17 protein-coding genes are annotated in these 15,196 nt (G+C 47.4%); 4 read left to right on the forward strand and 13 right to left on the reverse strand.

What is annotated here, in order from left to right; genetic code table 11:
- Window positions 1–126 precede the first annotated feature (126 nt).
- A complete protein-coding gene (locus ACVX3G_RS11825) occupies window positions 127–1,005 on the forward strand; it encodes an IS982-like element ISGsp1 family transposase (protein ID WP_014195149.1) in 879 nt (292 codons plus the stop codon).
- Window positions 995–1,456: a hypothetical protein gene (locus ACVX3G_RS11830; protein ID WP_081472550.1), complete on the forward strand. Its 462-nt coding sequence runs from the start codon at window positions 995–997 to the stop codon at window positions 1,454–1,456. The genes ACVX3G_RS11825 and ACVX3G_RS11830 overlap by 11 nt, the downstream gene beginning before the upstream one ends.
- Window positions 1,457–1,667: 211 nt before the next feature.
- Here ACVX3G_RS11830 and ACVX3G_RS11835 read toward each other — a convergent pair whose 3' ends face one another.
- On the reverse strand, window positions 1,668–2,243 hold the full coding sequence (locus tag ACVX3G_RS11835) for a ZIP family metal transporter (protein WP_014195148.1): 576 nt from the start codon (window positions 2,241–2,243) through the stop codon (window positions 1,668–1,670).
- Window positions 2,244–2,410: 167 nt separating this feature from the next.
- Window positions 2,411–4,069, reverse strand: coding sequence for an IS1634 family transposase (locus ACVX3G_RS11840; RefSeq protein ID WP_110107765.1), 1,659 nt, complete (start codon window positions 4,067–4,069; stop codon window positions 2,411–2,413).
- 399 nt (window positions 4,070–4,468) lie between these two features.
- On the opposite strand from ACVX3G_RS11840, the gene ACVX3G_RS11845 reads away from it, so the two are divergent.
- Together ACVX3G_RS11845 and ACVX3G_RS11850 are read left to right on the forward strand one after the other, a co-directional pair.
- Entirely contained in the window at window positions 4,469–4,918 is a 450-nt protein-coding gene (locus ACVX3G_RS11845; RefSeq protein ID WP_014195805.1) for a MarR family winged helix-turn-helix transcriptional regulator, read from the forward strand.
- An 86-nt stretch (window positions 4,919–5,004) separates the two neighbouring features.
- Window positions 5,005–6,102, forward strand: coding sequence for a hypothetical protein (locus ACVX3G_RS11850; protein ID WP_014195804.1), 1,098 nt, complete (start codon window positions 5,005–5,007; stop codon window positions 6,100–6,102).
- 19 nt (window positions 6,103–6,121) lie between these two features.
- Here the strand turns inward: ACVX3G_RS11850 and ACVX3G_RS11855 are convergent, their stop codons facing one another.
- The 11 genes from ACVX3G_RS11855 to ACVX3G_RS11905 all read right to left on the reverse strand — a co-directional run bounded on the left by ACVX3G_RS11855 (window position 6,122) and on the right by ACVX3G_RS11905 (window position 15,069).
- Window positions 6,122–6,268 (reverse strand): MerR family transcriptional regulator, encoded by a 147-nt coding sequence (locus ACVX3G_RS11855; RefSeq protein WP_223812633.1) that lies wholly within the window; start codon window positions 6,266–6,268, stop codon window positions 6,122–6,124.
- A gap of 37 nt (window positions 6,269–6,305) precedes the next feature.
- Complete coding sequence (locus tag ACVX3G_RS11860) at window positions 6,306–6,509, reverse strand: hypothetical protein (protein WP_223812632.1); 204 nt, start codon at window positions 6,507–6,509, stop codon at window positions 6,306–6,308.
- A 27-nt stretch (window positions 6,510–6,536) separates the two neighbouring features.
- Window positions 6,537–6,962: an NUDIX hydrolase gene (locus ACVX3G_RS11865; protein WP_015374815.1), complete on the reverse strand. Its 426-nt coding sequence runs from the start codon at window positions 6,960–6,962 to the stop codon at window positions 6,537–6,539.
- A 396-nt stretch (window positions 6,963–7,358) separates the two neighbouring features.
- The gene (gene katG, locus ACVX3G_RS11870) at window positions 7,359–9,566 is read right to left on the reverse strand and encodes a catalase/peroxidase HPI (protein ID WP_014195800.1); all 2,208 of its coding nucleotides are present in this window, start codon (window positions 9,564–9,566) and stop codon (window positions 7,359–7,361) included.
- A gap of 311 nt (window positions 9,567–9,877) precedes the next feature.
- On the reverse strand, window positions 9,878–11,125 hold the full coding sequence (locus ACVX3G_RS11875) for an RNA-guided endonuclease InsQ/TnpB family protein (RefSeq protein ID WP_014195799.1): 1,248 nt from the start codon (window positions 11,123–11,125) through the stop codon (window positions 9,878–9,880).
- Window positions 11,126–11,370: 245 nt separating this feature from the next.
- Window positions 11,371–11,640 carry a hypothetical protein gene (locus tag ACVX3G_RS11880; RefSeq protein ID WP_014195798.1) on the reverse strand — a complete coding sequence of 90 codons (270 nt, stop codon included), beginning with the start codon at window positions 11,638–11,640 and terminating at the stop codon, window positions 11,371–11,373.
- Window positions 11,641–11,664: 24 nt separating this feature from the next.
- On the reverse strand, window positions 11,665–12,165 hold the full coding sequence (locus ACVX3G_RS11885) for a hypothetical protein (protein ID WP_014195797.1): 501 nt from the start codon (window positions 12,163–12,165) through the stop codon (window positions 11,665–11,667).
- Window positions 12,166–12,465: 300 nt separating this feature from the next.
- Entirely contained in the window at window positions 12,466–12,654 is a 189-nt protein-coding gene (locus tag ACVX3G_RS11890) for a hypothetical protein (protein WP_049787568.1), read from the reverse strand.
- A 135-nt stretch (window positions 12,655–12,789) separates the two neighbouring features.
- Complete coding sequence (locus ACVX3G_RS11895) at window positions 12,790–13,152, reverse strand: LysE/ArgO family amino acid transporter (protein ID WP_014195795.1); 363 nt, start codon at window positions 13,150–13,152, stop codon at window positions 12,790–12,792.
- The gene (locus ACVX3G_RS11900; protein WP_014195794.1) at window positions 13,149–14,597 is read right to left on the reverse strand and encodes a PH domain-containing protein; all 1,449 of its coding nucleotides are present in this window, start codon (window positions 14,595–14,597) and stop codon (window positions 13,149–13,151) included. Before ACVX3G_RS11900 ends, ACVX3G_RS11895 begins: the two co-directional genes overlap by 4 nt.
- The gene (locus tag ACVX3G_RS11905; RefSeq protein WP_014195793.1) at window positions 14,587–15,069 is read right to left on the reverse strand and encodes a PH domain-containing protein; all 483 of its coding nucleotides are present in this window, start codon (window positions 15,067–15,069) and stop codon (window positions 14,587–14,589) included. Before ACVX3G_RS11905 ends, ACVX3G_RS11900 begins: the two co-directional genes overlap by 11 nt.
- Window positions 15,070–15,196: the final 127 nt, after the last annotated feature.

The raw sequence follows: 15,196 nt of genomic DNA on the forward strand, positions 1-15,196 counted from the left end.
AAGTTTTTAATTACATTATTAACCCGTGGTGCTAGATAAAACTCAGACAAGCATAAAAATAGCCCTTGCTGGCGGATCTCCAGTAGAATGAAAGTGTCACCCAACATTCGAAAGGAGAGATCCCCCATGCAAGAGCACTTTCATTTTACTACAGATCCAGCCAAACTTCAAAAACAATATGCCGCTATTTTCTATTTTGTTTCTGCCCAACTGTCGTTGATTCAAATGTATCTTCATCGCCGCAACCGTCACTTGGTCAAGCAAGAAGACGAAGTGGTCATGGCGGTTCACCTTTTGGGGAAGCTGCTGGGCTTTTCTTCCGAACGAGCCTGGCATCGTTTTGTCACGGGAAATTTGTTCACAAACGGCTCGTTTCTTGAACGCTCCCGATACAACCGCCGCTGCCGAGCGCTTGGTTTCGCCATCAAATGGATCCGTCATGAGCTGGCGAAACGTGGCCAACACCATGCTTATGCGGTCGTCGACAGCTTGCCTCTTCCGTTGTGCCATCCCGCAAGAATGCAGCGCGTCAAGCGGTTTCGAGGGATCGCGGATATGGGGTATTGTGCTTCCAAAAAGCAATGGTACTACGGTTTCAAGCTGCATCTTCAAGTGACCAATCAAGGGCTGGCCATGGGCTATGTCGTGACGGAAGCGTCCTGCCACGACGTCAAAGCCGCTGAAACGGTGATGACTCAAATCCCTCATCCCTACAACTTTGGGGACAAAGGGTACATCAGCCACGCTCTTCGAGAAAAGCTGTACGAAGAACACCAAGCCGCGTTCTGGACACCGTCTCGACACAATCAAAAGCACGGCCCATCCAAGGCATGGGAAGAATGGATCAGGAAAAAACGCAAAGTCATCGAGACGGTGTTTTCGATTCTCGTAGACCAATACCGGATCACCGACATTCGAGCGAATTCCATGGCCGGGTTTGAAGTGGCACTCGATGGCATCTTGTTGGCTTATTCCTTGGTCACACTAGGGCTGGTTGAGCGCTGACGCTCAACTAGCACCACGGGTATTATTAGTATTAATTGCGTTAGGCATTGGGGGGGATTTTGTTACTGGACTATTTAGTGCTAAACCACCTTTACCAATCATAACTGTTGGAGAAAAAAAGGTAGAAGTGGCACAAGGTTCGTATTGTTGGAATGGATTACTTAATTCTGTTTGTGCCGATACAAGTTCTCCGCCAGAACTCATTAAAAATCAAGAACTAAAACCTGTGATTGTACCACCAGATTCCCAATTGAAAATAGAATTCAAAGATGAGCCTAAAGAAAATACATTAGTAGTAAATAGATGGCTTACAAATGAAAAAACAGAAAATGTTCCAATAAATGATAATGTGATACTATTACCAAAAGAAAAAGGTGTATATGTGTATGATGTTTCAGCGAGATGGGAAAAGGGAGATTCAAGTTATGCCTTTGTAATTGAAGTACGGTAGTAACCTTTTAGTAACAGTCTTAATTGAACAAGTCAATATAATTTTAGTTTAAAACGCTTGGAATAAACCCAAGCGTTTTAATGTGCTTTTTACTTTGTTAAATTTGGTTCGAATTTTGTGCTAATTACGCTGTTATTTGTACTGTTTTTCTTGATTTTGTACTTCTGAACCGAACCCGTTAACTTAACATGCACCTTTTTAGTAAAGTCTTTTATAGAAAAAACAAGTAAAATGAAACCAATACAAAACCGATTACAGCCATAATAACGCAGTATATTTTGGTAGATGTGCGTAAAGCTGTTCCAAAAATTTCTTTTCCCGTCACGGAAAGCATTACCCCCATCGCCAATGCGATAATCATTGCTACTAGCCAAGGGACACCCATCCCATAATTACTTCCGATGAAGGCTCCAACTCCTATGGGGGCGGAGGCTATGGTTGCCCCAAGTATGATGCTGATAATTCCAAACCCAGCCATCAGCAAGGGAGTAAAAACAGCAATCCCTTCTGGAATATTGTGAAGCATGATCGCAGTCATCATTGGTTTAGTCAATGAATCGTGAGTATTGGCTCCAAGTGCGATGCCTGTTGGAAAATTGTGTAGGGCAATACTGAATGTTAAAAATAGACCAGAATGTACAAATAAGTCTTTTTTAGCGTCATTGGTAATAATGATCACATGATGGGAAACCTTTTCTAGATGCTTATAAATAAAATAACCAAAAATCAATCCGACAATAGCAATAAACCAACCTCCAATTTCTATGCTTTCAGGCAAAATTTCCATCGCGACCAGTCCAAATATCATACCACTACATACTGAAAACTCACATTTCGCACCCTAACAAGGTCAAAACAAAGGATTTTTTATTTAGTTTTTCAGAATAACTTTTTGACCAACACGACGAGCGATGGCTATCCTTTTTTTACCATCGCTGGTCGTTCCGTATGACGTTACACGTAAATGCTCTCATCCAGCCCCAACCCCTGCAGAATCCTTCGTTGTTCAGGGGTGAGGGAGCGATCCAGTGAGCGTTGGATGCGTCCATCCGGCAGCTCCAGGAGGACGACGTTCACATATTGAAACAGCTGAAAAATCGCCTGCCCCGTCGGTCGGGTCAGCTTGCGGCCTCCGGCGCCCTTTAATGGGTGTTCGGGTGTGATGAACTGGCGCACCCGGCGCTGAAAGACGCGGTAAATGGCCAAGGCCAAGAGAAACAAATAGCCCAATACCGCAACTCGTTCTGGCTTTTTGACATAGATCTCATCCGTGAAAAAAGGGTCTTTCAAAAAAGCGAAGTTCATTTCCACCGAGATCTGCCCTTTATATAGCTTCAAGATCTCTTGGGCATCCATTTGTTGGCCCTTCCATTCCTCCGGAACGGTCGTGACGAGGACAAACCGGGACGCTTTCCGTCTTGCCTGTTCCCACGCGTTTTGGTCGAATTCGACGTCAAGGCGCAAGAGATACCGCGTCTCCATCTCGGGTTCCGCCCCTTTTTTCGGCCGTCCGCGCCGTTTTTTCGGGCGTACGATCTCTTCGACCGCGGCCTTGACCTGATGAAACCGTGGGCGAAGGGACATCTTGAGGGACGCCAAGGCTTGTTCAGCGTCTTCCCGGCACGAGAAAGGGTGGCGCTCCCAATGGGCTTGTTCCTCGCGAAGAAGCTCCGCTTCTTTGGTTCGTTCTTTTTCGAGCGTCTTTCCTTTTCGCTGGTCGAGCGCACTCGATTCGACGACGATCAGCCGAACGGGGTGGCCTTCATAGGTGGAGGATGTTTCCCATACCCGATACGTGGCGCCGTTTCTCTCCGCCAGGGTAAAGGGTTCGCTCCACGGGATGTGAGGCGAATCGACCTCCGCTAATGCCCGTTTGACGATGCGGAGCGACGAAGGGCCTCGGGTGATCAAAAAGGCGTTGGCCGCTTTGGTTTGCGCCAGAGTGTCTTTTGTCATCGCGGCGGAATCGGCCACGTAAATCCATTCGTCTTCCATCTTGGCTTGTTTGAGCTGTTCGTGGACACGGGACAGCACCTCCGGATTCCACGTTTTGTCAGGCAGGTTGCCGTCGTGCACATCGCCGTAAAACGGGATGCCGTCCTCGTTGCCGACCAGTCCGAAGCCGATCTGTTTTTGCCAGCGATGATGCCGGTTGTAGCCATGCGTGATCCGCAGGGCCTCTGACGAGACCGATTCATACGCGCCGTAAACGGTCTTGTCCGTCGTATCGGCGTGGAAGGCCTGGAGAGGAAGGCCTTCTTTCCGATAAATGTGAATCAAGCAAGTGCTGATCACCTTGTGAATATCCGCCTCATACAGGCGGTCGAGATGACGAGCCAACGCATCATCATTGAACCAAGAAGGCTTCAGCCCCGGCCGGATCAGCTTCGACAAATCGATCTCATGCGCCCATCGCTCCAAATGGACGAGTGCTTGTCGTCCGCTCAAGATATCCAGAAGGATCAGCTTGACCGCATCGCTGGTTCGGGTTTGGCATTGGGGATCCACCGGAACCAGCCGATCGATGAGCTGGGGAAGGTCAAGATCTTGGAAAAGGGCACTTATTATATTCAAATAGGAACTGTCATAAATCTCACAAATTTGAACATCCATGGTGGACAAACTCCTTTGCATTCCTTGTGTGTCAAGGATTCATTCCACATCGATGCAAAAAAATCCTCCCGATTTTCGTCGGAAGGGTGCGAAATGTGAGTTATTTTCATTTTTATGACGTTCTTTGGATGTTTTCACTCCGTTCATTCAAGTTTACAAAATTCGGATCGTTAGCACAAAGCATTGCTTAGTTGGACATTGTTTTGATCCTCTTTTGTTTGTAGGGTAAATGGCCATAATTGCTTAACCAACCGGTGATGATTTGTCGTTCGCAACCGATTGACTGAGAAGCGGGCCGTCGCCTCTTTTCTCATGCAAACTAACATTTAACTTCACTTAAATATTTAGATTGTTTTATAATATAAATACAAAACCTTACCATAACGAAGGTGATGTCAGATGGACGATATCAAGGCTTTGTATTTGGCCATTAAAGAAAAAAACGATGCAGTGACCGCGTTTTTGCTGCAAGAGATTCGTGCGATGCTCGGCGCTGAGTATCAAGACTTAACCCAAAAGCAAGTGATGTTGCTGGAGTTATTGAGGCATCAAACCATGACGATCAATGAAATCGCTGAGTCCTTTTCGATGACTCCGAGCGCCGCCAGCCAGCTCGTCCGAAAGATGGAAGAAAAAGCCTATGTTCGCCGGGACATCAATCCTGCTGACCGTCGTGAAATTATCGTGCGCCTAGGCCAAGCCGGTCAAGCGTATCATAAGAAAATGGATGAAGTGGAATTGCATTTAATGGAGAAATATTACGGGAAACTTCGCCGAGAGGACTTAGAGAAGTTGAAGGAAATCAATGATAAACTGTATGATCTCATCATGAAAGAACATCGGTCGTAATCCCTTCTTCTTTCAGGAAGGGATCTGCACAATATTTAAGTAAATTTAATAATTAATATTGGTTAATTATTAAGGAGGAACATTTTATGAACCAAACTCAGAGCGTTCATTATATGCGGTTTATCACTGCTTCTGTATTGGCTGTGTTCATTCTTTATGTAACGGTACGAAAACATGTTCATGTTTTCGAAAATTCGTCTGTGCTATTGTTGCTTGTCGCCGTTTTTCCACTCTATTTAACCGTTGTTTACCGAATGACCATTGGGCGGGTGAAGTATTCATGGAAAGTGTGCGTGAGCGTGGCTGCATCTGGGCTCGGTATCTTGTATTGGATCATTCCCGCTCCGCTTCGCGAGCAATACAAGGTGATCAAATATGTTTTTTTCGTAATGGAAGGCGGGATCATTCTAATCGAATTATGGATCGCTTGGTATATCGTTCGAAACCTCGGGGCACTCATTCGCACCTTTCGCGCTGAAAAAACGAACCATTTTTATTTTTTAAGCACCTATGCGCATACCATTGAAGCCGTGTTCAAGCGTCCGGTCTTTTTGCTGCGCCTCCTCACAACAGAGGCCGCTGCTTTGTATTACTTAACATATCGCAAAAAAACACGCCAATTGTCATTGCCATATCCCACCTATTCCTATCATGAGAAAACGGAATATTTTGGTTTCTTTTTAATGCTCGTGCATGCGATGCTGATTGAAATTATTGCTGTTCATATTTTAGTGATGAGATGGAGTGAAATCGCTGCTTGGGTGGTCACGTTTTTTGATGTGTACTTCCTGCTCCTTCTTATTGCCGATTATCGAGCGATTACCCTATCCCCGGTCGTGTTGGCGCCTGATAAACTCCATATCCAATTGGGCATCCGCAGTTTTGTCGAAGTGGAATACACCAACATTGAGCAGATCACAAGGGAAGTGACCGCGAAACAAAAACGAAAAAAAGAAACTGATGCTTATTCAGTGACATTGCCTAGTTTTTTTGAAGAAGAACCAAAACTAGAAATCCGCTTGAAGCAGCCGGTGGAAGTGACAGAACTGTTCGGCCGAAAAAAAACGGTGCGAAAGCTATATGTTACAGTTGATGACATCCATGGCTTTTATGACAATTTGTTGGAAAACACCAAGCGATTGCTTCACATGAATAAAGAAATCGGCTCCGCGAATCCGCGATGAGCCGATTTTTTTGATTCGACTAACCTTTTTTCATCATGTAGTGCTCCATGGCCTGCTGCAGCCATTGTCCCTCTTTCTTTGTGAAAGGAGACGGCATCCAGTTGAGCACTTCGGCATCTCGCCCCATCTCCTCCACACGTTCAAGTTGTCCAAGCGTTTGCGTCATATCGGGACCAACAAACGTCAATCATATACTGTTCGATTCATGTTTTCACCTCTGGATGACCCACAGGAATGCCTGGCAACTGCTTTGTTTTTTGGATCAGGTGAACCCATTCTTGATCTATAGCCCTCATCTCTGCCTCGGACTGATGACATAACGACTGGATCAGTTCTTTCGGCACATATTGTTCGAGCCACTGCCGCTGTTCTTTCACCGTTTGCAGGTTATGGATGAGGTCCATCATCATCCCAACGAGAAGAACCCCATCGTTTTATATGTAGTTCAATAGTTCACGCGGCGCAAAATCATTGCTGTTCTGCAATTCTTCCTTACTCCACCATTTTACCTGTTGCCATGCCTCCTTTTCCTCTTTCGTCATATTTTCGAACGATAATCTAGTGTCCGATGGAATCACAATTTTGTAATAAATCTCACGACTAATAAAAGGACCTTGTTTCCCTTCGATCCATACATCCAGTTGGAATAGGGGCTCGCCGAGAAGGTCGACAACAATGCCTAGTTCTTCGTATAACTCCCTTTTTAACGCTTCCCCCGGCGTCTCGTTTTCTTCAATCCCTCCCCCTGGAGTCACCCATAACACTTTGTTTCCTACCACATCCCGAAATTCAAATCTCTGAAGAAGAATTTCATTCCGTTCATTGATGATTACGGCTCTAGAACATTTGCGTATGTTCATGAAACGCTGCCCCCTATATCAATGATCATTTTCAGCTAGACAAAGTCATCAGTCTCATGGTGAGAGAATCGTAGCATGGCACTCGCGATGCATAGAATTCCATCGTATTCTCCATTGTCCTTCATTATTGTTCTCGCAACAAGACACGAATGGCCCAAACCGCGACATCCTGATTCACTCGTGAGTGTTGATTCCGTTTTGATTTCCTCATCCCCCAGCTTTATGTTATCTCCTTTTGATCTAGTACTATTTTATCCTATTTAGTAATATTTCCCCTAGCTCTTCGCAAAATCAGTTTTTACGGTGAAGATTTTCTTTGCCTATGCAGCCGTTTGGTATTCTACAAAAACGAGGCAGAGGGAATCTTCTCCCTCTGCCTTGTTTTTCTTCCCTTTATTAAGCGGTGACCGATTCCCTTGCTTTTTTCACCAGATCAAAGCGGTCGGCGTTCATGACTTTCACCCAAGCGTTGATGAAATCACGGACAAATTTTTCTTGGTTGTCGTCTTGGGCGTAAAATTCCGCGTAGGAACGAAGAATGGAGTTGGATCCGAAAATGAGATCTACCCGGGTCGCCGTCCACCGCACTTCGCCGGTTTTCCGGTTGCGGATTTCATAAATGCCGCTGTCTGTCGGCACCCATTCATAGTTCATATCCAACAAGTTGACAAAGAAGTCGTTGGTCAGCACCCCGATGCGGTCAGTGAAGACGCCATGAGGCAGATCGCGATAGTTCGCGCCCAACACGCGCAAACCGCCAACTAAGACCGTCATTTCTGGGGCGGTCAGCCCGAGGAGCTGGGCTTTGTCGACGAGCAGCTCTTCCGGCGGAACGCTGTACTCTTGCTTTTGATAGTTGCGGAAGCCATCTGCGAACGGTTCCAACACGGCAAAGCTTTCGACATCGGTTTGCTCTTGTGTCGCATCGCCGCGGCCAGGGAAAAATGGCACTTTGACATCAAAGCCGGCGTCGCGGGCTGCCTTTTCCACCGCAGCGCTGCCGCCAAGGACGATCAAGTCGGCGATGCTTACTTTTTTCGGCAGTTCGCGCTGGATGTCCTCGTAGACGGACAGCACTTTGGCGAGCCGCTCCGGTTCGTTCACTTCCCAGTCTTTTTGCGGCGCGAGACGAATGCGGGCGCCGTTGGCTCCGCCGCGCTTATCCGAGTTGCGGAACGTGCTGGCCGAGGCCCAAGCTGTTTTCACAAGTTCACTGACGGTCAGGCCCGAGTTCAAAATTTTGGCTTTGATTTCTTCAATTTCCGCTTCTGTCAATTCGTAATCGACTTCTGGAATCGGATCTTGCCAGATGAAATCTTCTTTCGGAACTTCCGGGCCGAGATATCTCGTTTTCGGTCCCATATCCCTATGGGTAAGCTTGAACCATGCCCGGGCAAACGCCTCTGCAAATTCTTCTGGATTTTGATGGAATCGGCGGGCGATTTTTTCGTATTCCGGGTCAAACCGAAGCGCCAAATCGGTCGTCATCATCATCGTCGGAACTTTTTTCGACGGATCCTCGGCATCCGGAGCCAAGTCTTTTTCATCCGGGTCGACCGCCATCCATTGCCATGCCCCGGCTGGGCTCTTCGTCAGCCACCAGTCATAGCCAAACAGCATGTCAAAGTACGACGTATCCCACTGGGTTGGCGTCGGCGTCCAAGCGCCTTCAATGCCGCTTGTGATCGTATCGCTCCCTTTCCCTTTTCCGTAAGAGCTGATCCATCCCAGCCCTTGCGCTTCAATCGGGGCGGCTTCCGGCTCGGGACCGACGTGCGTGGCAGGGCCGGCGCCGTGCGCTTTTCCGAACGTATGACCGCCGGCGATCAAGGCGACCGTTTCTTCATCGTTCATCCCCATACGGCGGAACGTCTCGCGAATATCGCGCGCCGCTGCTTTTGGATCCGGCTTGCCGTCCGGCCCTTCTGGGTTGACGTAGATTAACCCCATTTGCACCGCGGCGAGCGGGTTTTCGAGCTCGCGATCACCGGAATAGCGTTCAGAGGCGAGCCACTCTTTTTCCGATCCCCAATAAACGTCTTCTTCCGGATGCCAGACGTCAACGCGGCCGCCGCCGAATCCAATCGTTTTTCCACCCATCGATTCAATAGCGACATTGCCCGCCAAAATGAACAAATCGGCCCAAGAGATTTTGTTCCCGTATTTCTTTTTGATCGGCCATAACAACCGCCGCGCTTTATCCAAGTTGGCGTTGTCCGGCCAGCTGTTTAACGGGGCAAAGCGCTGCGTGCCGGTCGAAGCGCCGCCACGGCCGTCGCCGATGCGGTACGTGCCAGCTGAATGCCAGGCCATGCGGATAAACAACGGCCCGTAATGGCCATAGTCGGCCGGCCACCAGTCTTGGCTTTCCGTCATCAGTTTGCGCAAATCTTCTTTGAGCGCCCAATAGTCTAGTTTTTGAAACTCCTCAGCATAGTTGAACTCTTCATCATGAGGATTCGTTTTTCGGTCATGTTGATGGAGAATGCTTAAGTTCAGCTGGTTCGGCCACCAGTCTTTGTTCGTCGTTCGATTCGAAGACTGATTCGTTACGCTTCCGTGAAACGGACATTGGGCTGCATTCTGACGATTTTGATTTTCCATTCTCCTGTTCTCCTTTCCCTTACTTAACAAAAAATAGGAATTCCATCATTACCATTTCTAACTGTTTTGTTGCCAGTCAAAAATGATAATGATTTGTACATTAGAATTATACTAAATTTATATTTGATAGTAAATAATAAAAGATACCTTTTATTATTTTTATTTGTGTTGCTATACCAGTCCAAGGTATGCCACTATTAATTTATGTTTCAATTGATTTAGAATTCAGTTATTTTTTAATATATGAACTACCCCCACTTAATTTTCTAGCGAAAATTTGAAGTGGGGGCTTCCAAAGAAGTTTGACTGCTTCAAGCAATCCTTATTCTTTGAGGCGTGTCCACTTCGCCGCTAGAGCATAAGACACTCAGGTCTACAGCTTTACTTTTCTTTAAGATGTTTAATGCGCCATTGACATCAGCATTAATTAGTTTGCCAGACTTTGTTCGATACAAGCCGCGCTTAATACGTTTGCCGCTGAACTTATATTCTTTTGGATTGTCGGCATTATATTCAGGAATCTCATCGCCGTCAAAAAAGCTGGCTTGAGACGTATAGGATTCTTCCTGTTTCAAGAATTCAATGCCGTAAAATTCACAAAGATATTCTAGTTTTTCTTTTATGTTACCGAGAGGAATATTGACAAAGTTTTGATTTGTCTTTTTTCCTAGATTAATATTGCGTTGCCATGTTTCCGCATAGCCAATGACAAGTTTGCCAATTTGATTTTCAATACAGTAGTTAATGATGTAACGGCAAGTCTTGTTGATATAATCATTCACTTTATTATTGCGATTCATAGCAAGCAAAGCCTGTTTACGAGTGGTGCCTTTGATTTTTTGCTTATCTTTTATGCTTTGAAGTCTGGCATTTTCTTTGTTAAACCATTGATTTATACTTTTTAATCTCCGCCCATCAATGATGAATGATCTGCCGTCTGATGTGACACAAGTGGCAAAATTGTTTAATCCTAAATCAATTGCCAGTGCTTTTTGGTCATTTAATTCTCTTTGATCTTCAGGCATTTCATATTTGTACTGAATCTCAAAGAACCTGGCATGATGCTTAGGAATGATTTCAATCTGCTTAATCTTTTTGTCCAGTAACACAGGCGGAATCGTTATCGTGATAGGCTTGTGAGTCTTTTTAAATAGGCGAGAATACGGTATCGTGAATTTGTTGCCGTCTATACGAATCTGGCCAATGATCAGTGAATGAAAGCCATCTTTTTTAAGATATTTTGGAATACTGATAGCCTTGTGGTCATATTTTCCTTGTTTGGCAAGACTGATCAAACCAAAGAAAGATTTAAAGGCTTCATTGACCTTTTTTAAAATTTGCTGTGCCATGTTGCTGTTTAACAGCTTATAGTTTTCGTTAGTTTTGGCAAGATGATAATTTTTCTCATAATTAAGAAATTCCTTGTGTTCAAAATAGTATTGTCTGACATTGTACAATCCGACGTTGTACATGTTCTTGGCAATATGGCACAGTTCTCGAAGAGTCAAGTATTCTTCTTTGGTCAAACCATTTAGCTGTTGTTTGATACAAAAATACATGTTTTCACCTCCCATCTAACTATATGATACTATATTTTACTGAATCTATCCTATTTTCAGCAAAATATAGTTAAGGCGATTCATCTCCCACTTACTCCGCTTCGCTTCGTTGAAGTGGGAGTCTTCTCGCCTAATTAAGATAAAAACATTTCAACCACTTACATGATATATAGTCAAAAACCGGTCATTCATCTCCTCATGAAAATGAGGAGGATTCTGACCGGTTTCTCCTAAAGCGGGCACCGTTAAGAAGGAAAATAGAGCTCTACAGCCCGATGCTGGCCATAAAACCGATAACGCCTCGGGAAATCGTGTACGATCTCATAGCTTGGGTAGTCATCCAACCGAATGGACCAGCGAATGCGCCCATCTTTGATGAAAGATAGCAGACCGTCTGATCGTTCGATGCCATCAAAGAAAAACCCGTCACGCGCCACCAGCTCGTCTTCTTCATAGAAGTTGACGACAACTTGGCGATGGCGGTATTCCGTCAGCAAAGAAAGCAAGTCACCCACGTTTTCTCTCTCCCTTACACGTGATTAGATCGGCCAAAATAGATGAAGGAGAAACAAACCGGCAAACAGCAAGGCAGAGACAAGATGAAACGTTCTTCTCCACCCTGACGCTTTTTGCCGCCGAAGGACACCTGCAAACAAGGTGATGGCCAACATCGCGAGGCTTGCATAACCGGTCACCAGTTTCCCATGGCCAAAACCGATCACCGCTCCGAGTTTCCATGCCATCACCACTCCGTGAAAGACAATCAAGCTCGTTCCGACAACCGCGAGCGGGATGTGGGCTTTCATCATGCTTCTTGCTATCCGCGCTAACGTGACTTTGACCTTCCGGATTTTTGTTTTGCGGATGACAAGGAAGATAAAATACATATTGACATTGACCAAAAACAGCAGCACCGCCACTTGCGCCAGCCATTTTCCTGCCAACACCGCAGCCGAGTCGTTCGGGCGGAACAGCCAGATATAAACCGCCGTGCCGATCACCAACAGCGCATTAATGATCATCCAAACATAGTGGGCCATACATCCCTCCATGGTTGTTCCGTTTACCATCCATTTTACCCCAAAAAACCATCCCGCCGGAGTGAGGATCATCACACCACAAACGCAGGGGGGTGGCACTTCCGATGCCTAGACGCTTCCCCTCATTGGCGGTTTTCACTCAACCAACGCCAATCGATTCATCCCATGTCCAAGAGAGCGACGCTCTGCCTGAGATGAACCGATGGCTACTTTGTCACCAGGGCTCGATGGTCCATAACCGTTTGTCTCTAACCGGTGCCGCAGCATCTAAACTCGACGGCGGGCATCGTCTTTCGCTTGTTATAACGCCAGATATACCCCGATTCCTGCCGCTAGCACAATGGCCAATCCGGCATAAATCAACGCTAGGCGGGTGAGATTGCCTTTGGTTGCTGATGTGTACTGTTCGTCTCCCCGCCCCGACAGTGCGAGCGTGCCGATGAGGCCTGCAAGCATCACGACAGCCGCGGCAATCATTGAGATCGTCAACGTTCTTCCCCCTCTTTCGTTTGCCTGTCGGAAAAATGATCCGCCCATGCGATTCACGCTCCGTTTGCATCTTTCTTCCCTTCTTTTCTTTCGTTGTTTCCTATTTTAGCAGATCATTTGTTCGTTAGGAACAACTCAGGTCGCTTTCAAGGCGGCAAAAGCGATTTGTTTGCGGGGCGGAAACCGTTCCGCCGCTTCGCTTTCGCCTGTTGCAGGCTCGCTCTTCCATGTACTCCAGCCCATATACAGCCAAAAAAGAATGCCAGCCCCCATCACGGCTGTTCTCAGCCAAGCGGAACCAAGCCAAACGAGCGAGACGCCCAAAATGGCGAGGAAAATCAACAACGTATCACACAACGACGCCGTCAGCACCGCCGGCAAGGCATGCCGCCAACGCCGCTGGACTGCTCCTTGGGTCAAAATGAACACGTTTTGCATCCCCAATGGCAAAATGAGTCCAAACGCAAGGATAAGCCCGTGAAGAAAGGCCTTCATCATGTTTGGTCCCCCTTTTCCCCTTGCAGCCAGCGATAGATCGAAGCGGCATCTTCTTCATCCACATCCACGACACGGGAGCGGGTGCCGACCGGCATGACGGAAGCCGAGATTGTCGCCAACTGTTTTTTTCTTTGCCACCATGTCGTTGCGATTTCCAACGATTGGACGTGACGCTTTAACAAATGCGCGGTCGTTCGCCGAAACCAGCCGTTGCGGAGCGACAGCTGCTTCGAGGAAAGCGCCCAGCCGGCCGCTTGATAGCGCCGCGCCCCGATCCACAGAGCAAGCGGCAACACAAACAAAAGCCCTGCTCCCCATGGACGCTCCATATACGCGGCAACTCCAACCGGAATCGTCAACCAATAAAGCGGGCGAAGCATATATCGACTTTTTGCACGCTGAGGAAGCGGACAAAATGGCACATCGAGGCGATACTCGGGCAAACAAGCCTGAACAATGGGGACGATGCGATGCTTTTTGACCAGCGGGCAAAGAACGACTTCCCCTGACGGTCCGCCATCGAGCGCTCCGCCGGCATGAATAATGGATACAGAGGCGTATCCGAAAAAACGGCGCAGCCAATTCTCATGAATCACGATGCCTTGGACGCGGGCAACTGGGACGGACACCGCTTTTCGTTCCAACCATCCGCGAGCAATCACAATCGTGTCTTCTTGTTTCCGCACGACAAACGAAGCGTACCGGATCATATTTTGCACGATGGCCACTCCATAGGCGGCCAAGAGAATCGACAAGATCAATAGAGCAATATACCATCGTCCATGTCCGTTCCATGTCGACTGAATATCACGGACAAGCGCCTCATACGGAATGAAGTCGCTAAATTGCGACAAAAACGCACATAAAGCGGCGACCACGCCAAGCGCCCCACCGCTTGTCAACGAAGCGACCCATACTTCTTTCATCGATAAGGTAAACAGAACAGGATGTGGGCGGTTCGCGAGTGGCTCCGGATGGGAAGCGTTTTCCGCCTTGTGTTTCGCCTGTTCCACGCATCGTTGCAGGCGGCGGGCTTCTTCCCTTGATATGGCCCGAAGCGTCACTTCTGCTTCACCGAGGGCATCGCCCGCCGTCTCAATATGCACTTGGACGACCCCCGCCATCCGCTGCCAGATTCCCTCTGTCACCGAAATCCCATGAATGCGCTCCAACGGAATGGAACGTTTTTTGCGAACAAACACCCCTTCTTCAACGACCAAGCAAGTGTCATCCCACTCATATGTAAAACGAAGCCAAGAAAGAACGCCCATGACCAGCGTGTAAATGAGGGCGGCCAACGGCACAAGAATATCGGTCCATGAAAACCCATGGCGACTGCCGGCTGCCATGATGACTAGAAGAGGAACGACCATATTTTTTAATTCTTTTCCTAGCCCGGCCATAATGGCAATCGGATGGAGGCGGCGTCTTGCTTTACGCGTCATTGTCATCCGCCACCTTCGCCCACTCCGCAATCAAGCAGCAAAGCCGTTCTGCTTCTTCCATCGGAAGAGCGGGAATTTCATGAGCGGCCGCCGCCGTGAACACCGCGATGGAAGCCAATCCATACCGCTTAAGGAGCGGGCCTTGCCGCACATCGACATACTGAACGCGGGTCATCGGAATGAGCGTTCGCTTCGTGGACCAGACCCCGCGCTGAATGTCGATTTCTTCTTCGCGAATAGCGTAACGCCAACGGCGCTGGCGAAGCACAGGCACCCATCCCACCCATAGAACCACTTCAATCAACCAGATGCCGGCTAACATCCCCAAACACCATTTCGGGACATGAAAGCGCGCCAGCACCCACGCCATTCCGCCAATGACGGCGCCAGAAACCAATGTCCCCAACGCTCCGGTCCAACGCCACACGGTGATGGCTTTTTCCGAAATCGGTTTACCGCTGTTGCGAAGCATCCTACCAATCTCCTTTTGGCGAGTTCAAAATCTGTTTCCAGTATAACAAAACATTTCCACATTAACGACATGTTTTTTGCGAAACATTGACAGAAAAACAAAACGATTATATTCTAAAACTATCTTT

This window comes from Geobacillus sp. PLS 41 (assembly GCF_056494105.1).